17 protein-coding genes and 1 pseudogene are annotated in these 19226 nt (G+C 38.6%); 7 read left to right on the top strand and 11 right to left on the bottom strand.

Annotated elements, in window-relative coordinates; genetic code table 11:
- Window positions 1-107, bottom strand: a pseudogene (locus tag RP262_RS09695) (hypothetical protein); the annotation flags it as partial.
- Window positions 108-381: 274 nt separating this feature from the next.
- Between RP262_RS09695 and sdaAB the strand changes: the two are divergent.
- From sdaAB to RP262_RS09680, 3 genes are read left to right on the top strand one after another with little or no spacing between them, the layout of a single operon-like run.
- Window positions 382-1053, top strand: coding sequence for an L-serine ammonia-lyase, iron-sulfur-dependent subunit beta (sdaAB, locus tag RP262_RS09690; protein ID WP_311155012.1), 672 nt, complete (start codon window positions 382-384; stop codon window positions 1051-1053).
- 8 nt (window positions 1054-1061) lie between these two features.
- Window positions 1062-1934 (top strand): L-serine ammonia-lyase, iron-sulfur-dependent, subunit alpha, encoded by an 873-nt coding sequence (sdaAA, locus tag RP262_RS09685; RefSeq protein ID WP_311155011.1) that lies wholly within the window; start codon window positions 1062-1064, stop codon window positions 1932-1934.
- Between the two features lie 51 nt (window positions 1935-1985).
- The gene (locus RP262_RS09680) at window positions 1986-2633 is read left to right on the top strand and encodes an HAD family hydrolase (protein ID WP_311155010.1); all 648 of its coding nucleotides are present in this window, start codon (window positions 1986-1988) and stop codon (window positions 2631-2633) included.
- 133 nt (window positions 2634-2766) lie between these two features.
- Here the strand turns inward: RP262_RS09680 and RP262_RS09675 are convergent, their stop codons facing one another.
- The 8 genes from RP262_RS09675 to yfmF form a co-directional block, all read right to left on the bottom strand.
- Window positions 2767-3357 carry a LysM peptidoglycan-binding domain-containing protein gene (locus RP262_RS09675; RefSeq protein ID WP_009659542.1) on the bottom strand — a complete coding sequence of 197 codons (591 nt, stop codon included), beginning with the start codon at window positions 3355-3357 and terminating at the stop codon, window positions 2767-2769.
- Window positions 3358-3567: 210 nt separating this feature from the next.
- The gene (locus RP262_RS09670; protein WP_311155009.1) at window positions 3568-4362 is read right to left on the bottom strand and encodes an energy-coupling factor transporter transmembrane protein EcfT; all 795 of its coding nucleotides are present in this window, start codon (window positions 4360-4362) and stop codon (window positions 3568-3570) included.
- On the bottom strand, window positions 4355-5194 hold the full coding sequence (locus RP262_RS09665; RefSeq protein WP_161543676.1) for an energy-coupling factor ABC transporter ATP-binding protein: 840 nt from the start codon (window positions 5192-5194) through the stop codon (window positions 4355-4357). The genes RP262_RS09670 and RP262_RS09665 overlap by 8 nt, the downstream gene beginning before the upstream one ends.
- On the bottom strand, window positions 5170-6006 hold the full coding sequence (locus tag RP262_RS09660) for an energy-coupling factor ABC transporter ATP-binding protein (RefSeq protein ID WP_311155008.1): 837 nt from the start codon (window positions 6004-6006) through the stop codon (window positions 5170-5172). The genes RP262_RS09665 and RP262_RS09660 overlap by 25 nt, the downstream gene beginning before the upstream one ends.
- Before the next feature lies 1 nt (window position 6007).
- Entirely contained in the window at window positions 6008-6547 is a 540-nt protein-coding gene (gene pgsA / locus RP262_RS09655; protein WP_125382957.1) for a CDP-diacylglycerol--glycerol-3-phosphate 3-phosphatidyltransferase, read from the bottom strand.
- A 16-nt stretch (window positions 6548-6563) separates the two neighbouring features.
- Window positions 6564-7418: a cytoskeleton protein RodZ gene (gene rodZ, locus RP262_RS09650; RefSeq protein ID WP_311155007.1), complete on the bottom strand. Its 855-nt coding sequence runs from the start codon at window positions 7416-7418 to the stop codon at window positions 6564-6566.
- 33 nt (window positions 7419-7451) lie between these two features.
- The gene (yfmH, locus tag RP262_RS09645; protein ID WP_311155006.1) at window positions 7452-8747 is read right to left on the bottom strand and encodes an EF-P 5-aminopentanol modification-associated protein YfmH; all 1296 of its coding nucleotides are present in this window, start codon (window positions 8745-8747) and stop codon (window positions 7452-7454) included.
- Window positions 8747-9994: an EF-P 5-aminopentanol modification-associated protein YfmF gene (yfmF, locus tag RP262_RS09640; RefSeq protein WP_311155005.1), complete on the bottom strand. Its 1248-nt coding sequence runs from the start codon at window positions 9992-9994 to the stop codon at window positions 8747-8749. Before yfmF ends, yfmH begins: the two co-directional genes overlap by 1 nt.
- Before the next feature lie 187 nt (window positions 9995-10181).
- On the opposite strand from yfmF, the gene yaaA reads away from it, so the two are divergent.
- On the top strand, window positions 10182-10580 hold the full coding sequence (gene yaaA, locus RP262_RS09635) for a S4 domain-containing protein YaaA (protein WP_311155004.1): 399 nt from the start codon (window positions 10182-10184) through the stop codon (window positions 10578-10580).
- Window positions 10581-10582: 2 nt separating this feature from the next.
- Window positions 10583-11677: a DNA replication/repair protein RecF gene (gene recF, locus RP262_RS09630; protein ID WP_311155003.1), complete on the top strand. Its 1095-nt coding sequence runs from the start codon at window positions 10583-10585 to the stop codon at window positions 11675-11677.
- A gap of 180 nt (window positions 11678-11857) precedes the next feature.
- On the opposite strand, the gene guaB is transcribed toward recF, so the two are convergent.
- Entirely contained in the window at window positions 11858-13339 is a 1482-nt protein-coding gene (guaB, locus tag RP262_RS09625) for an IMP dehydrogenase (RefSeq protein ID WP_311155002.1), read from the bottom strand.
- A gap of 204 nt (window positions 13340-13543) precedes the next feature.
- Window positions 13544-14569, bottom strand: a complete 1026-nt coding sequence (trpS, locus tag RP262_RS09620; protein WP_268689643.1) for a tryptophan--tRNA ligase — start codon at window positions 14567-14569, stop codon at window positions 13544-13546.
- A gap of 290 nt (window positions 14570-14859) precedes the next feature.
- On the opposite strand from trpS, the gene RP262_RS09615 reads away from it, so the two are divergent.
- Together RP262_RS09615 and RP262_RS09610 are read left to right on the top strand one after the other, a co-directional pair.
- The gene (locus RP262_RS09615) at window positions 14860-16482 is read left to right on the top strand and encodes an ATP-binding cassette domain-containing protein (RefSeq protein ID WP_311155001.1); all 1623 of its coding nucleotides are present in this window, start codon (window positions 14860-14862) and stop codon (window positions 16480-16482) included.
- A gap of 75 nt (window positions 16483-16557) precedes the next feature.
- Complete coding sequence (locus RP262_RS09610; protein ID WP_311155000.1) at window positions 16558-19143, top strand: YfhO family protein; 2586 nt, start codon at window positions 16558-16560, stop codon at window positions 19141-19143.
- Window positions 19144-19226 lie beyond the last annotated feature (83 nt).

Raw genomic sequence — 19226 nt, 5'->3', positions numbered from 1 at the left:
TCTTTTAAGAGCAAAGCAGTTACTGATGAATCAACACCTCCGCTCATACCAACAACGACACGAATCTTAGAGTTATCACTCATTGTGTTCTCCCATCTTTTCGTTATTTCACGATTGAAGGTCGTGCTATGCTTTCAACGATTGAAGGTCGCTTGAGCAAGCCCTATTATAGCACGAAAGGACTAGGAAAACAAATCAGAAATTTAACTAAATTTATTAACTGTAAATTATGTTTACAACTTTGTAAACTTATTGATTTTCTCACTTACTTTCCTATCTAAGGAAATTTTATAATATCCACTTTTAATTCATTTAAAAAATCAGCAGAAAGCCCTTAACTTTGTTATAATGAAAATAATAAATTAGCTGCAAGGAGAAATCATGACTTCACTAAGATTTCAATCTGTTTTTGATATTATCGGACCCGTGATGATAGGCCCATCAAGCAGTCATACAGCAGGCGCCGTCCGTATCGGAAAAATTGTCTCCTCTATTTTTAACGATGATCCTACTGAAGTAGAATTCCAGCTCTTTAACTCTTTTGCCAAAACTTACCGAGGTCACGGAACGGACTTGGCTCTTGTAGCAGGGATTTTAGGTATGGAGACAGATGACCCTGAGATTCCTAACAGCCTTGAAATTGCCCATAAACGAGGCATCAAGATTGTCTGGACGATTCAAAAGGATAGCAATGCTCCCCACCCCAATACGACAAAGATTACAGTCAAAAATGACCATAAAACAATCAGTGTGATTGGAGTCTCTATTGGTGGCGGCAACATTCAAGTAACGGAGTTGAATGGCTTTTCAGTATCTCTGAGCATGAATACTCCGACCATCATTATTGTCCACCAGGATGTCCCAGGTATGATTGCCCATGTCACCGAAGCTCTGTCACGCTACAATATTAATATAGCTCAGATGAATGTTACCCGTGAGAAGGCTGGAGAAAAAGCGATTATGATTATTGAAGTTGACAGCCGCAGCTGTGAGGAAGCCATTGATGAAATTCGCAATATTCCTCATCTGCATAATGTGAATTTCTTTAAATAGGAGAAAATATGTTTTATTCCATCAAAGAATTGGTAGAGCAAGCTGACTTGGATTACCAAGGAAATGTTGCTGAATTGATGATTGCTACCGAGTATGAATTAACTGGTCGTGAAAGAGATGAAGTCCTGCGACTGATGGGTCGCAATCTGGAAGTCATGAAAGCCTCTGTCCTTCTTGGACTGGATGAGAGCAAGTCTCGCAGCGGATTGACTGGCGGAGACGCAGCAAAACTTGACCACTATATCCAGTCAGGAAAGACTTTATCAGATTACACTGTACTGACTGCTGCACAAAATGCTATTGCTGTCAATGAACACAATGCTAAAATGGGCTTGGTTTGTGCTACACCAACCGCTGGCAGCGCTGGCTGTCTGCCTGCTGTCCTTACATCAGCCATTGAAAAATTAGGCCTCTCAGAAGAAGAACAGCTAAACTTTCTATTAGCTGCAGGTGCTTTCGGCCTCGTCATTGCCAATAACGCCTCAATTTCGGGTGCTGAAGGTGGCTGTCAAGCTGAGGTCGGCTCCGCTTCTGCTATGAGTGCAGCTGCTTTAGTTCTAGCTGCTGGAGGTTCACCTTTTCAAGCCAGTCAAGCTATTTGTTTTGTCATTAAAAACATGCTGGGCTTGATTTGTGATCCAGTAGCTGGTCTAGTGGAGGTGCCTTGTGTCAAGCGAAATGCCATGGGAGCCAGCTACGCCTTTATTGCAGCTGATATGGCTCTTGCAGGAATCGAGTCTAGAATTCCTGTTGACGAAGTCATTGACGCCATGTATCAAGTTGGGTCAAGTCTGCCTACTGCTTTCAGAGAAACAGCTGAAGGCGGTCTAGCTACAACACCTACAGGACGCAGACTTTCAAAAGAAATCTTTGGAGAATAACCTTGACAAATTTGTCAAGTAGATTTACTAGATAGTAAAAAAGGAGACAAGATGAATCATTTGAAATATATCTTCTTTGATTTGGATGGAACTTTAGTTGACAGTTCAAAGGGCATCCAAGAATCCTTTGAATACAGCTTCAAACAACTTGGAAAAGAGTGCCCTGAAGAAAGTATTATCAAAAGTTTTATGGGGCCGCCTCTTGAAGTAAGCTTCGCCTCTGTTCTTGAAGAAAGCCAAGTTCCAGAAGCAATTAACTATTATCGCAGCTTCTATAAGGAAAAAGGCATCTGGGGCGTCCGCCTCTATGAGGGGATACCAGAATTGCTGAAACAGCTAAAAGAAGCCGGCTATCAGATTTATGTAACAACAAGTAAAAATCAACCCACAGCACAAGATTTATTAGCAAATCTAGCTATCTCTGAGCAATTTGATGATATTTTTGGCTCACTGCCAGATTCATTTCACAAAGCAGATGTTCTGCGCCGAGCTCTGCGAACACTGGATGCAAATCCGGAAGAAACCATAATTATAGGCGATACAAAGTTTGATATAATTGGCGGTAAAGAAGTAGGAATCTCAACTCTAGGAGTCCTTTGGGGCTTTGGCAGCCAAAAAGAGTTACTAGAAAACGGAGCAGATTTGCTGGCTAATTCTCCCAAGCACATTTTAAAAATATTGAAAGAACACTTTTTATAACTTTACACAGCTGTCAATTTAGATAAGATTGTTACCTTTAAATCTTTATTTACACTATCATTTTCTGCTTATAAATTGTCAATTTTATGTAAACTAAAAAACCACAGAAATCTGTGGTTTTTTTAGTTCTATATTAGTAACCCCAAGCTGAAAGTCCTTGAGCGCTATAGGCACTATATGCTGATTGGATTTGATCATCAACAGTAGCCGTTGATCCCCAACCTGGCATCGTTTGGAAAAGACCACTAGCACCAGATGCGTTGTAAGCATCTACTTGACCATTTGATTCACGAGCAATGATAGCTTCCCAAGTTGATGCAGGAACACCTGTCATCTCTGCCATACGTGATGCTGCATAAGAACCAGTTGCACCAGCGGTATTACCATTGCTAAGTACAAGGCCTCCTGAAGTTGCTGCTGAATTAGCTGTTGCTGCAGGTGCTGCATAATTATTTACGGGAGTTGCAGTTGCTGCTACGCTTGTTTCAGACGTTTTGGCACTATTTCCAAGTTCCAAGATTTGACCAACACGGATGTGATTTGGATCTGCAATCTTGTTTAACTCTACTAATTTCTCAAGAGTTGTATTTTTTTCGTTAGCAATAGCTGATAAAGTATCACCGGCTTCAACTGTATAGGTCTCGGCATTTGCAATACCTGAAACCAAGAAAGCCGCTGCAGCGACTGCACCTGTTAAAGTCCATTTTGCTGTTTTTTTGTTCATTAAAAAGTAATTCTCCTTTCGGTGATAATACTATCTTACACATAAAATATTACCAAAAAGTTACATTACCAAGTCAAACGTTACAAGAACATTTAGTTTAGACTTTAAAAACAGACTTTTAGAGCTTTTTTGCCAAATATTTTCTTTGATCAAGTAAAAAATAGACAAGTTTAACTTATACTATTCTCTAAAAACACTTTAAACAGCAGGTCAGTTTTTCAATATATAAAGCAGAATACCTAATATAAGTAAGCTAATAATAGCCAAGCTGTCATTTCTTTTCCATGCCAAACGGCGAAAACGTGTCCGCCCTTCACCTCCATTATAGCCGCGCGCTTCCATGGCAATTGCTAGAGCATCTGCCCTTTTAAAACTGGAAGCAAACAAAGGGATTAGAATAGGAATAATAGATTTAACCTTTTGAATAAGCTTTCCCTCGCCAAAGTCAACACCACGCGCCCTCTGGGCGTTCATAATCCGAGTAGTATCATCCATTAAAGTTGGAACGAAGCGCAGGCTCATAGAGAGCATCAGGCCAATCTCATGTGCTGGCACCTTGAAAACCTTCAGAGGTTTCAGCAAAGACTCAACCGCATCGGACAAGCTTAAAGGTGTCGTTGTCAGAGTCAGAAGAGTAGAAAAGAAAATAATCAGAATAAAGCGGCTAAAAATAATACCAGCCTGTGACAGTCCTGCTTCTGTAATTCTGATAAAAGCGAACTGAAAAATTGTAGCGCCTCCCGAGGTCAAAAACAGCTGGAACAAGGTGGTAAAAGCTATAATAAAAACCATGGACTGTATACCATTTAAAAAGAACTTCAAAGGAACCTTGGACAGCAAGACCAAACTAAAAACAAAAACAAACAACAGCAGATTGGTCACAAGATTATTGGCCCAGAAAATTAATAGAATAAAAAGAAACATCGCTAGCAACTTGCTCCGCGGATCCAAACGATGAATAATTGAATTTCCGGGAATATAGCGGCCTAAAATCAACTTATCCATGCAAGATCTCCTTGAATTCTTCAATTGTAATAGGATAGTGCGAGAAGGTCATCCCTTTCTCCGCCAATTCGTGTGCAAATTTTGTAATCTTAGGAACACCCAATTGAATACTCTCCATAAAATCCAAATCCTGAAAGACCTGAGCAGGCTGACCGCTCTTGACAACTCTGCCCTTATCTAAAACATAGACTGTATCAGCAAAGTTGGCTACATCATCCATTAGGTGAGTTACCAAAACAATGGTCATACCGGCTTGATGCAGCTCTTCAAAGAGCCTCATCAGTTCTTTTCGACCGGATGGATCAAGTCCTGCTGTCGGCTCATCCAAAACCAAGATATCAGGCTCCATGGCCAGTATACCAGCGATGGCCACCCTGCGCATCTGGCCGCCAGAAAGTTCGAAAGGACTGCGATTGAACAAATCCTCAGAAATTCCGACTAAGTGCAGCTTTTCACGTGCCAAAGCTTCCGCTTCTTCTTTAGAAACACCAAAATTCTGAGGACCAAAAGCCACATCTTTCAAAACTGTTTCATCAAAAACCTGACTTTCCGGAAATTGAAAGACCAGACCGACTTTCTTGCGCACCTGTTTAATGTCTTTATTGACAGAATCAGCCGTGATGACTGTACTGCCTACTTCAACACTACCTTGATTAGGAACCAGCAAGCCATTTAAAAGCTGGAGAATGGTTGACTTACCGCTGCCTGTATGACCGATAAGAGCGGTATAGCTGCCGGATTTTATCTCCAAATCCACTCCAAAAAGCGCTGGTCCCTCAAAAGGAGTGCCAGCTTGATAAGTATAACTTACATTTTTGAGAGTAATGCCCATAGTTGATCCTGCAATTCTTTTTCTGTTAAGTAAGAGCCTGGCAGAGAAAAGCCTGACTGACGCAAAGCCGCCTTTACCTGATTAACAAACGGCTGATCCAATCCTAGCTCTTCCAAATCTTCTCGAGAAAAAAGTTCTCTCGGGGTAGCGGTAGACTCAACCTGACCCTCTTTCATGACCAAAACACGGTCGCTTAAGGCTATTTCATCCAAATCATGGGTGATAGAAATGACGGTCAGCTGATTACTATCTTTAATTTTTTTCACGGTCTGGATAAGATCCAAACGCCCCTCCGGATCCAGCATGCTAGTTGCTTCATCCAAAATAATAATATCCGGTCTCAGAGCTACTACACCTGCAACAGCTACCCGCTGTTTCTGACCTCCGGAAAGACGAGCTGGTTCACGTTCCTTAAAATCCTGCATGCCAACAAGCTCTAATGCCTGCTGGACTCGCTCTACCATCAGATCATAGTCCAGCCCTTGATTTTCCAAACCAAAGGCTACATCGTCTTCTACAGTTGCCCCGACAAACTGATTATCTGGATTTTGGAATACCATGCCAATCTGTCTGCGTTTTTCCCAGACGTTTTCAGCTGTCAGTTTATCACCTGAGATAATAATATCTCCGCTTTCCGCTTCTAAAAGACCGTCAATCAAACGAACTGTAGTTGATTTTCCACTGCCATTATGACCGACAATGGATAGCCATTCCCCTTTTTTTACTTGAAAGGAGACATCATTTAAAGTGTAATTCTCAGACTCACTATCGTATTTGTACTTAAGATTTCTTACTTCGATGATATTTTCCATATTATTTAAAGGTATCTTTAAAGAGATAGGCACTTCCCTTGAAGTAGTCATATCCAGAATAAATCGTAAAGATTAAAGCGATATACAGAAGGATTTGTCCTAAGAGAGTCCAATGAATCAGTAGAAAAATAATAGCAAACATCTGCGTGAAGGTCTTGATTTTACCTGGCATAGCAGCCGCTAAGACTGTACCGCCCGTTTCCACTAAAAGCAAGCGCAGACCTGTTACTGCCAATTCCCGGCAAATAATAATAGCCACAACCCAGGCAGGAGCCATTTTCATCTCGATCAACATGATAAAAGCAGACATCACTAAAAGCTTATCAGCCATGGGATCAGCAAATTTACCAAAGTTTGTTACCACTTCCCACTTTCGAGCCAAATAACCATCTAGATAATCAGTTATACTAGCAAAAGCAAAGATAAAAGCTGCCAAAATATGCATGATGGAAGAATGACCGAATGTTAAAATCACAACAAATACAGGGATTAAAGCAATTCTAACAAGAGTTAAGGCGTTTGGAATATTTTCTTTTTTCATGGGATTCCCTTCGTTTTTATCCTTTCGTAATGTTCAAACTAATGGTTCCACTATCACTAGTCAAAGCCGAAGTATCCAGTTTTTGTCCCTCTATCGTCACAGTTGCTCCTTTAACAGGTGCTAACGTAATAAGATACTTATTGCCTGGCTCAAGAGAAACCGTCTGGCTTGATTTTTCAGGAGATAAGGTGATGCCTTCGGCTAGTTCTGAATCGCTTATGCTTACCAAATTGGTCGTTTGCTCCACAGAAACGGTCACTTTAACAGGCTGACTTGCTCCACTATACTCAGCAATCAAATTCTCTCCGCTTCCACTAACTGTCAATTTGCTAGCTGAGGAAGAAACTGACTTAGAATCAGCCGAAGAAAAGGAAGCCTTCTGATTATTAGTGCTTGTAGAGGAAACCAGACTATAATTGCTGTTAGATGCTTTAAAACTTACCGAATTAGTCTGAGCATAGCTCCAAATATAATAAGCTACGAAAGCAGCAATAGCCGAAGCCAACAAGAGAAAATAGAACAAGGGCAGAAAAGAGCTTTTATTTTTATTTTTTCTACTCCTGAATTCCTCATCTGCTGCCAGTGCCACTTCATCAAAGACAATCATCTCACCAGCTTCGTAAGCCTCCAAAATAATGGATTCATCCAAATCTACAGCCCAGGCGTACTTCCGCAAGAAACTACGGGCATAGAAAGGACTAGGAAGCAAATCATAGTCATTTCGTTCCAGCGCTTCCAGCAAATCCTGCTGGATATCTGTCTTTTTTGACAATTCCTCTAAACTCAGACCTTGATTAGTCCGGGCAAGCTTCAACACTTCTCCTATCGTTTTTTTTCTCATACGTACTTTTCCCTTATTTCTATTCTTCACTATTTTAACAAAATTTTAAAAACGATTCTGGAATTATTTTGGAAAAATAGTAAAATCTGTCATATCACACTGATCGATAAATCGATGACCTAGTTTTATCACATCATTCAGACTGATGTCCTGTAAAATTTTCGGCAAATCAAACAGATTCTCACCCATCAACTGAGGTTCATATTGGGTTGCAATATACTCAAGCGAGTTTAAACCATGCAGAAAATCACCAAACATCTCACTTTTAATCGTATCCAAATGCTCTTCTGTCACATCCGGATCCTTGTCAAAATTCTTGATGGCTGAGCGAAATTGATGAGAAAGTCCCACCGGTTCCTGAGTATCCATCGTCAGCATGACAAAGTGAAAATCTTTTTCTACTTCCACTTCCAGCGTTAAAGAATTATCCATTTTCCCACTTTCATAGAGGGACTGGAAACGCTTGGAAGTCCAGCCAAACATCATGGCAAATAAGAGTTTCAAAGTGATTTTATAGCGATACAACTCCGATTCATCAACAAAGTCTGTCCCTCGAATCCCAACTGCCAGTTTTGGACTAGCCACCTCCATTCGGTAGGTATCCGTTGATACCACTGGGTGAAGGCTAACAGGAATTTTTTCAATAGGTTCCGAACTCCCAGCAAAAACTAGTTTTTCCTGCTGTTCTGCAATCTCTGCAGCTATCTGTTCCAAATCAAAATTTCCAATCACAAACAAAGTCATATTAGAAGGATGATAAAAGTTACTGAAATTTTCCTTCAAATTTTCGACGGTAATCTCAGAGATGGACTCTTTCGTTCCTGCAATGTCTTCTGCCAGAGGTGTTTGAGGATAGAGATTGGCCAAGGCTCCAAAAAAGAGACGATAATCTGGATTATCCTGATACATTTCAATTTCTTGGCCGATAATATCCTGTTCACGCAAAATGGATTCTTTTGTAAAATCAGCCCGATGCACTAGTTTTTGCAAAAGCTGTAGGTTTTCTGAGATATTATCCGTTGCAGAAAATAAATAGCTAGTCCGAGTAAAGCTTGTAAAGGCATTGCTCTCAGCCCCTAGCTTAGTAAATTCCAACAGCAAATCCTTTCCCTGCGGGCCTTCAAAAAGCTTATGTTCCAAAAAATGAGCTATTCCAGCCGGATATTGAGTGACCTGATTGGTTTCACGTGAAACAATCCCAGTATCCACTGAACCAAAATTAGTTGAGATAATCCCATAAGTTTCATTAAAATCATTTTTAGGCAGAAGAAAAACACGCAAACCATTTGCTAAAACTGTCTGATAGACAGTTTCTCCCACTGCTGAATAATTGATTTTTTCTAGCACTTCTCCCTGCATTATTTTCCTTCCATAAAGTAAATAGCTTGTAATTTCAACTGACCAGCTGCCTTGATAATATCATCTTTATGAACCTGTTCCAAAGCTTCCAACCAAGCTTCAAGAGATAAGAATTTTTTCCCTAAAACAGAAGCCATATAAGCTCTCTCTAAGATTGTATTCTGTCGATCCTGAGCTAACAATACCGAATTTCTCAGCATTTTCTTGGTTTGATTCAGTTCTTCCAGACTAAAATTCCCACGCTTCAAATCACCAATTTGCCGGTTGATTAAAGCAACTGTTCTGGTCCGATTGCTGCGGTCAATACCAGCGTAAATTCGCATCATTCCTGAAAAAATATCAAAATTGCTAGAAATTGTATAAGCCAGCCCTTCCTTTTCACGAAGATTGACAAATAATTTTGAATGGGCAAAGCCACCTAGCAAAGCATTTAAAACGACTAAAGGCAGGTGCTCACTCTCTCCGTACTGAATAGGGAAGTGATAGCCCAACTCAATAATTGACTGATGCACATCCTTCTGCTCCAGTCCTTCTCGCAAAACATTGGAATATTCTTGCTGATAAACTAACTGAAGTTCTTGCTGACGAGGTGCAAAATTGAAAGATTGAATTTTCTCCCGAACAGCCACTTCATTAAAGTCCCCAATAAAGAAAAAGTCAATCTGATTTTCCTGAAGCATCTGCTGAAAAGCAGCAAAACTACTTGCAGCAGTCTCTTTCTGGATTAATTCAATCGTCCCAACACGAGGCATCTGCATTTCCTCTTCTTCATAAAAGAGTTTATCTAATTCTCGATGAGCATGATAAAAATGATTCTCAATTTCAGCTTCCAAATCATTCAAGATATTTTTCTTCTCAATTTCAAAAGCAGATTCATCAAAAGTGTCCTGACTTACCAATGGAGAAAACAAGCTGGCTTTCAAAAAATCAAGCATGGCATCTGTCAGGACATTCTTACGACTCAAAAATTTATCCCGTACAAAAGAAAGATTGATATCTAAATAATGCACCAATCCTCTCCTTGAAAGACTCGTAGAATAATCAGCACCATACAAGTTGGCCAGACGCTCTCTAAAAGCCTGCGAAGTAGGATAAACAGCATTGACAGTCTCTAGCATGCTGGCTGTTAAAACCCGACCAGCTACTGTTTCTTTGGACATAGGCGCTGAAAAACGAACCCTTATTTTGTTTGTTTTAAATTTTTCTGATTGAATAAAATGGAGACGAACTCCTTTAGTGATTTCCATGACGCCCCTCATACTGAATAATATAGACTACTATTATATCATGAAATGCATCTGATTTGTTTGTTCTACCAAGCTTTTTGCTGATTAAAACGTTTTCTGATAATAGGAGAAAAATTACGCTTTTATCCAAAGCACCTCAGCACTTTTTACTAACAAATATGATATAATGACAGGGTTGAGGTGAAATATGGAATATAAATTATTTGATGACTACATCACGCTACAAGCACTTTTAAAAGAAACAGGAATTATCCAAAGTGGCGGAGCAATTAAAACATTTCTAAGTGAATATACAGTTCTTTTTAACGGTGAGCCAGAAAACCGCCGGGGGAAAAAACTCCGTGTCAATGATAAGATTTCCCTTCCTGAGCAAGGAATTGAAATTAATCTGACAGCTCCTAGTCAAGAAGAAATTCTGCAACACCAGAAAGAAATCGCAGAAAAAAAACGAGTTGCTGAACTTGTCAAAGCCATGAATAAGGATTTTAAAAAAACTCAGACTTCTAAAAAAGAAAAGTGTAAGAATACAGGGCTACCTAAAAAGCAGAAAACTACTAAAAGGCCTGTTCGCTTCCCTGGTATCTAATCATGTGGCTGCAATCATTAAAAATCAAGCATTTCCGAAATTATCAGGAAGCTGATATTGACTTCCATCCTGGCTTAAATGTCTTTCTAGGCCAGAACGCACAGGGTAAAACCAATATTTTAGAAGCTGTTTATTTCCTAGCCTTGACCAGAAGCCACCGCACGCGCTCAGATAAGGATTTAATTCATTTTACAGATAATGACCTCCTTGTCTCTGGCATCTTAGAAAAAAAGACTGGTAAAGTTCCCCTTGACATTAACTTGACACCAAAAGGTCGCATCACAAAAGTCAACCACTTGAAACAAAGTAAATTATCAGACTACATTGGAACTATGAATGTTGTTCTTTTTGCTCCTGAAGATTTACAGTTGATTAAAGGTTCCCCCAGTCTACGCCGTAAATTTATAGACATTGAGCTTGGACAAATCAAGCCAGTCTATCTATCAGATTTATCCAATTATAACCATGTACTCAAACAACGCAATGCCTATCTGAAAGCTAATGACAAAGTTGATGAAACCTTCTTGACTGTCCTTGATGAGCAGCTGGTTGACTATGGCTGTCGTGTCATAAGGCATCGGTTGGATTTTTTGCAAAAATTAGAAAGCTTTGCTCAAGACAAGCACTGGGACATCTCTCAAAATTTGGAAGAATTGACTGTCAAGTATCTGTCATCTATTCCTTTACACCAAATTGACAATATACAAGAAACTTACCGTTCTTCCTTATTAGGTAGTCGTAAACGCGACCTATTCAAAAAAAATACAGGTGTTGGTCCCCATCGTGATGATATTGCTTTTTTTATCAACCAGATGGATGCCAACTTTGGTAGTCAAGGTCAGCATCGCAGTCTTGTTTTATCTCTGAAACTAGCCGAAATCAAGTTAATAGAAAGCATTACAAAGGAAACGCCTATTTTGTTGCTTGACGATGTAATGAGCGAACTCGACAATAACCGTCAACTAAAATTATTAGAAACTATCTCTCAGGATATTCAAACTTTCATCACTACAACAACTTTAGAACATTTAAAAAATCTTCCACAAGATATTAAAATTTTCACCATTCAGCAAGGACAAATTATATCTCAATCCTAGCATTACATGAGGTTTACGTTTTTGTAAATTTTATTTACAAAATATTGCTTATAGTGTAAACGAATTATATCGAATTGTTGTTAGAACAGCTTTTATAACCTTTTGAATTGTAAAAGTATGTCAATTTAAATCGTAAATTTAAAATGAGGTTAGGAAAAATTCCTGACCTCGTTTTATTTTTTATTGAACTGAATAGTTAGGGGCTTCATTCGTAATTTGCACATCATGAGGGTGGCTTTCCTTCAATCCAGCACCACTCATCTCAATAAACTGAGCACTATCATGAAGTTCTTGCAGATTTGCAGCTCCAACATAACCCATACCAGATCGGATACCACCAAGCATCTGGAAGACAATATCTGCAGCAGCTCCCTTGTATGCCACACGACCTTCAATTCCTTCTGGAACTAGCTTATTAGCTTCATTGACAGAACCTTGGAAGTAACGATCACTAGAGCCCTTCTTCATAGCGGCGATAGATCCCATACCACGATAAGTCTTAAATTTCCGACCTTGGAAGATTTCTGTCTCACCTGGCGCTTCGTCTGTTCCTGCAAACATTGAACCCAGCATAACAGCATTGCCACCTGCAGCCAAGGCCTTAACAATATCTCCGGAGTACTTGATTCCACCATCAGCAATGATGGTTTTTCCATATTCACGCGCCACAGCAGCCGCATCATAAATAGCAGTTACTTGAGGAACACCAACACCAGCAATGACACGGGTTGTGCAGATAGAACCTGGGCCAATTCCGACCTTAGCAACATCCACACCTGCTTCATAAAGAGCGCGTGCACCTTCAGCAGTTGCAATATTTCCAGCAATCAAGGTGCGATCAGGGAAATGAGCACGAATCTCTGCAATCTTACGCAAAACTCCAGCTGAGTGGCCATGAGCAGTATCAATAACAATCGCATCTGCACCCGCTTCAAAGAGAGCTTCTGCACGTTCGAAAGTATCTGAAGTAACACCGACAGCACCAGCTACCAAGAGACGGCCAAACTCATCTTTAGCAGCATTTGGAAACTCAATAACCTTTTCAATATCTTTAATGGTAATCAAACCTGAAAGACAGCCCTTATCATCAACCAAAGGCAACTTTTCAATCCGGTGTTCTTGCAAAATACGCTCTGCAGTTCCCAAATCTGTTCCAACAGGCGCCGTTACAAGATTCTCACTGGTCATATGGCGAGAAATAGGTTGGTCATAGTCAGAAATAAAACGCAAATCACGATTAGTTAGAATCCCTACTAACTTACGATTTTCAAGAGTTTCTACAACAGGAACACCACTGATACGGTAACGTCCCATCAACTCATCTGCTTCAGCAATCGTATGCTCTGGCGTTAGGAAAAAAGGATCAATAATAACGCCATTCTCAGAACGTTTAACCTTTCGAACTTCATCAGCCTGTTGCTCAATAGACATATTTTTGTGGATAACTCCAAGACCGCCAGCACGGGCAATAGCGATAGCCATCTGACTCTCTGTAACAGTGTCCATAGCGGCAGTAATGATTGGGATATTCAAGGTCAAATTCTCAGCAAGCTTGGTACTCAAATCAGCATCATTGGGCAGTACATGGCTTTCAGCTGGAATCAGAAGCACATCATCAAAGGTAAAACCTTTTTTCAAAAATTTAGTGTCCCAGTTAGACATCCACAGTTTCCTCTTTTCCTTTTTATTAAACTAATACCCAAAGAAAATTGAAGTTCAATTTTCTTTGGATAAAAGCTGGTTTTTTTGTTGTTAATATCATACCATTCTATAGGAAATTGTCAATCATTATTACACAAAAAATAAAAACCATCATTTTTGAAACTAAAAACGATAGTTTTTGTAATTTATAATCAATAATGTTCGTTATTTAAAATAATTAATCCCCATCGCAGACTTCACTTCTGAAAGAGTCTGAGCGGCAGTCTGACGGGCCTTATCGCATCCTTCTTGCAGCATCTGATAGACCTGTCCCATGTCTTTAGCAAACTCCACACGACGCTCACGAATCGGACCTAACTCTCGCTCTAAAATTTCTAACAGATAGCGTTTGGTTTTGACATCTCCCAGACCACCTCTTTGATAATGCTCTTTCATTGCAGCAATATCAGCAGCATCTTCAGGGCGGCCAAAAACATCCAGATAATGAAAGACCATATTTCCCTCAATTTTTCCAGGATCTTCCACTCTGATATGATTAGGATCTGTATACATGCTCATAACTTTCTTTTGCAGAATATCCATGTCATCTGCCAAATAAATGCCATTATTGAGAGACTTAGACATCTTAGCATTGCCATCCAATCCAGGCAAACGTCCAGCTGCTTCATTTTCAGGATAAATCCCTTCCGGTTCTACCAAAACATCTGTCTGATAAGCATTGTTAAAGGAGCGAACAATTTCCCGAGTCTGCTCAATCATAGGCTTTTGATCATGTCCGACTGGTACAAAATTAGCCTTGAAAGCAGTAATATCAGCTGCCTGAGAAATTGGATAAACTAAAAACCCAGTCGGCAAACTTTCACCAAATCCTTTTTGAGCTATTTCTGTCTTGACAGTAGGATTACGTTCAAGACGAGCCAATGACACCAAATTCATGTAATACATTGACAACTCTGCCAACTCAGGAATCTGACTTTGAATAAAAATAGTCACCTTTTCAGGATCCAATCCAGCCGCTAGATAATCTAAAGCTACATTCCCAATAGACTCAACAATTGTCTGAGGGTCCTTTGCATGATCTGTCAAAGCTTGCTGATCAGCCAAAAATACGAACATCTCATATTTACCCTGATCCTGCAAAAGCACGCGATTCCGTAAACTTCCTACATAATGACCAATATGCAATTTTCCTGTCGGACGATCTCCTGTTAAAATAATTGGTTTAGTCATTTATTACTCCTCAATTTATAATGAGTTCATTATATCATTTTCAATGAAAATGAGAAAGAAGTTTCTAGAAAAAAGCAAAAATTCCAGTTTTTACAGCTTAATTGACATACCTTTACAGTATTTGTAAACTTAATTGACGAACTATTCTGGCTGGAAAACCTAAAAGTCTTAGTTCATTCTATTCTCCTTTTTTCTTTTGGCTTCGTTTTTTACTTTTTATCTCAGAATTATTTGAAAAAAGTTCTGTTTTCTAGTAAAATGAAGAAGATTATATATATAGGAGAAAGACATTGCTTACAGTATCAGACGTATCACTGCGTTTCAGTGACCGAAAATTGTTTGATGAGGTCAACATCAAATTTACAGAAGGAAATACTTATGGATTGATTGGAGCTAACGGCGCTGGAAAATCAACCTTTTTAAAAATTTTAGCTGGTGATATCGAGCCAACAACAGGCCACATCTCTCTAGGACCAAATGAACGTCTTTCAGTCCTTCGCCAGAACCACTTTGACTATGAAGAAGAACGGGCTATTGATGTTGTAATCATGGGAAATGAGCATCTCTACAACATCATGAAAGAAAAAGATGCTATTTATATGAAGCCTGATTTTTCTGATGAAGATGGTGTACGCGCGGCCGAGCTTGAGGGAGAGTTTGCTGAACTAGGTGGCTGGGAAGCTGAAAGTGAAGCCTCTCAATTATTGCAAAATCTCAATATTCCGGAAGATCTTCACTACCAAAATATGAGCGAGCTCTCTAACGGAGACAAGGTTAAAGTACTCTTAGCCAAAGCCCTTTTTGGTAAACCTGATGTCTTACTACTGGACGAGCCAACTAACGGTTTGGATATTCAGTCTATTACTTGGTTGGAAGACTTTCTTATCGATTTTGACAATACAGTTATTGTTGTATCCCACGACCGTCACTTTCTGAATAAAGTCTGCACTCATATGGCCGACCTTGACTTTGGAAAAATCAAACTCTATGTCGGAAACTATGATTTCTGGAAAGAATCAAGTGAACTTGCGGCTAAGCTGCTCGCTGACCGAAATGCCAAAGCAGAAGAAAAAATCAAGCAACTTCAAGAATTTGTTGCTCGCTTTTCTGCCAATGCTTCAAAATCAAAACAAGCAACTTCTCGTAAAAAGATGCTTGACAAGATTGAGTTAGAAGAAATTGTTCCATCTAGCCGTAAATACCCATTTATCAGCTTTAAAGCAGAACGTGAAATCGGTAATGATCTCTTGACAGTGGAAAACCTTTCTGTCAAGATAGACGGAGAAACTATTCTTGATAATATTAACTTCATTTTACGTCCTGGTGATAAAACAGCTTTGATTGGCCAAAACGATATCCAAACAACAGCTTTGATTCGTGCCTTGATGGGTGATATTGAGTATGAAGGAACTGTCAAGTGGGGTGTCACAACCAGTCAATCTTACTTGCCAAAAGATAATTCTCGTGACTTTGCTAGTGGTGAATCAATCCTTGACTGGTTGCGTCAATTTGCTAGTAAAGAAGAGGATGACAACACCTTCCTTCGAGGATTCCTTGGACGCATGCTTTTCTCTGGGGATGAGGTTAACAAGTCTGTCAATGTCTTGTCAGGAGGAGAAAAAGTTCGGGTTATGTTATCTAAGTTGATGTTGCTTAAATCCAACGTTTTAGTCTTGGACGATCCAACCAATCACTTAGATTTGGAATCAATCTCCAGCTTAAATGATGGATTGAAAAACTTCAGAGGATCCATTATTTTTGCCAGTCATGACCATGAATTTATTCAAACCTTAGCCAACCATATCATTGTCCTGTCTAAAAATGGTGTCATTGACCGCATTGACGAAACCTATGATGAATTCTTGGAAAATCAGGAAGTTCAGGCAAAAGTCAAAGAACTTTGGAAAGATTAATCCCTTGTCAATTTACGTTTACAAAGCTTTACAGAGGCATGAAACAACGTTTCTGCCTCTTTCTATATAAGAAATATGAATCACATTAAAGAATATTTTAAAAAAAATTGGCCTTATTTTTGCGCCTTCTTTCTTCCATTTTTCATCATGTTCTTTGTCTACTTGATGTACGGAATTTACTGGAATAGCGAAACGTCTCCCTTGCTTGGTGACGGCTTTCATCAGTATGTCATTTTTGACACTAACCTAAGAAATATCCTTCATGGCACAGATAGTATTTTCTATACTTTCTCCAGTGGACTTGGGCAGAATTTCTATGCTTTATCCAGTTATTATTTAGGTAGCTTCTTATCTCCCTTAGTTTATTTCTTTGATTTGAAATCAATGCCAGATGCCGTCTATCTATTTACCTTAATTAAGTTTGGATTAATTGGACTCTCTACCTTTATCAGTATCAAAGGAATATTTAAAAAGATTCCAGATTTACTCATCATCACTCTTTCAACCTCATTTTCTTTAATGAGTTTTTCAGTCAGTCAATTGGAAATTAAAACCTGGTTGGATGTGTTTATCCTTACACCTTTAATTATTCTAGGTTTACATAGGTTGATAACTGGAAAAGGAAGAGTACTATACTTTACAACACTGTCAATTCTCTTCATCCAAAATTATTATTTTGGATATATGATGGCAATCTTTTTGGTCTTTTGGTACCTTCTTCAATTATCTTGGGATTTCAAAAATAGAATTAAAAGTTTACTTGACTTTACAGTCGTATCTGCTTTAGCAGGTCTGACTAGCCTAATCATGATTCTGCCAACTTACTTAGACATAAGCACTCATGGTGAAACATTAACAAAAGTTTCTTCTTTGCTAACAGAAAAAAGTTGGTTCTTAGATGTGTTTGCTAAAAATTTTATTGGCAGTTTTGATACAACCAAGTATGGTTCTATCCCTATGATTTATGTCGGCACCTTCCCCTTGATTTTGGCTATCTTATTTTTCACCTTAAAATCTGTTAAGTTTCACGTGAAACTTTGCTACTTTTTACTCCTTGCAATTTTCATAGCTAGTTTCTATCTTCAATATTTAGACTTACTTTGGCAGGGAATGCATGCTCCGAACATGTTTCTTCACCGTTATTCTTGGCTATTTTCTCTGGTAGTTATCTATATGGCTGCTGAGACTTTAAATCGTTGGAAAGACGTGAAATTAATGAATGTTGCCATTAGTTTCACTTTGCTCAGCCTTGGATTTATTATTACTTTTATTCAAAGAAAACATTATGACTTTTTGGGTCCTGAGAATTATATTCTAACATTAGAATTTCTTCTGGCCTATCTCTTGATTAGTTTTATCTTAGCAAAATCTTCTATTCAACCAAAAATCATTCTCCCTGTCTTGCTCTTCTTTGTTACTTTTGAACTGTCGCTTAATTCCTATTATCAAGTTGGAGGAATTGCTAAAGAATGGGTATTTGCCACTCGTTTATCTTATGCTAGTCACCTTGACGAGATTGACAAGCTTGTCAATTATTCCAAAAAGGAAAATATTGACTTTTTTAGAACTGAAAGATTGAATCCACAAACAGGAAATGACAGTATGAAATTCAACTACAATGGAATTTCCCAGTTCTCATCTGTTCGAAATACTCAGGCAAGTTCTACTTTAGATAAACTTGGTTTTAAATCAGCAGGAACAAATCTGAATCTACGTTATCAAAACAACAGTATTTTAATGGACAGTATTTTTGGTGTTCGCTACAATCTATCTGAAACAGATCCTCAAAAATTTGGTTTTCTTCCTGAGAAAACTGAAAAAGAAATGTCTCTCTACCAAAATGATGCTGCTCTTGGTTTAGCTTTTCTGACCAATGATGTTTACCATGATGTCAAGTTTACAAATTTGACCCTAGATAATCAAACAGAATTTTTAAATCAGTTGACTGGCTTTGATTTTAAATATTATGATAAAGTAGATGCTATAACTACTAATGAAAATGTCAAACAAATTGGTAACAGAGTGACAGTGGATGTTGACAGAGAACATAATACAAGCTTTGCTAGTGTAATCTATACTGTCAATGTACCTGCTAACAGTCAACTATATGTTAATGTTGCTGGGATTGATTTTAGTAATGATGATCAGACAGATGTTGACATTACTGTCAATAACTTTACAGAACGTTATACAACTAATAATGTTTTTCCTTTCTTTAATGCTGGCCATTTCAGTCAAAGTCAAACAGTATCTATTCGCTTTACATTCCCAGACAATTCAACAGTTTCATTTGATACACCAGAATTTTTTGCCGTTAATACTGAGCAATATCAAAATGTCATTCAAAAATTAAAAGAACAGCCCGTTTCCACAACTACTGATTTAAACACAGTAAAAACAAACTATAGAGCGGAAAAGGATACTTCATTATTCTTTACCATTCCTTATGATAAGGGATGGTCAGCCACTCTTAACGGGAAGCCTGTCACACTAAAACGAGCTCAAAACGGCTTTATGAAATTGGATGTGAAAAAAGGAGAAGGAAATGTTGTTCTCACTTTCATTCCTAATGGACTGAAAGAAGGTAGCATTGCCTTCATATCTGGCATAATCTTATTTGTTTGCTATAATTTTCTACGTAGGAAGCAACAGAGAATGTAAATATATCAAAAAAAACAGCTACTTACCAATATAAAAAATAAGGCTCTTCATTAAAATGCTAGTGAAGGCCTTTTTTTTGAACA

The sequence above is a fragment of the uncultured Streptococcus sp. genome (assembly GCF_963456385.1).
Classification (GTDB): Bacteria; Bacillota; Bacilli; order Lactobacillales; family Streptococcaceae; genus Streptococcus.
The sequence above is the reverse complement of the archived record's forward strand: the minus strand, read 5'-3'. Positions and strand labels throughout refer to the sequence as shown.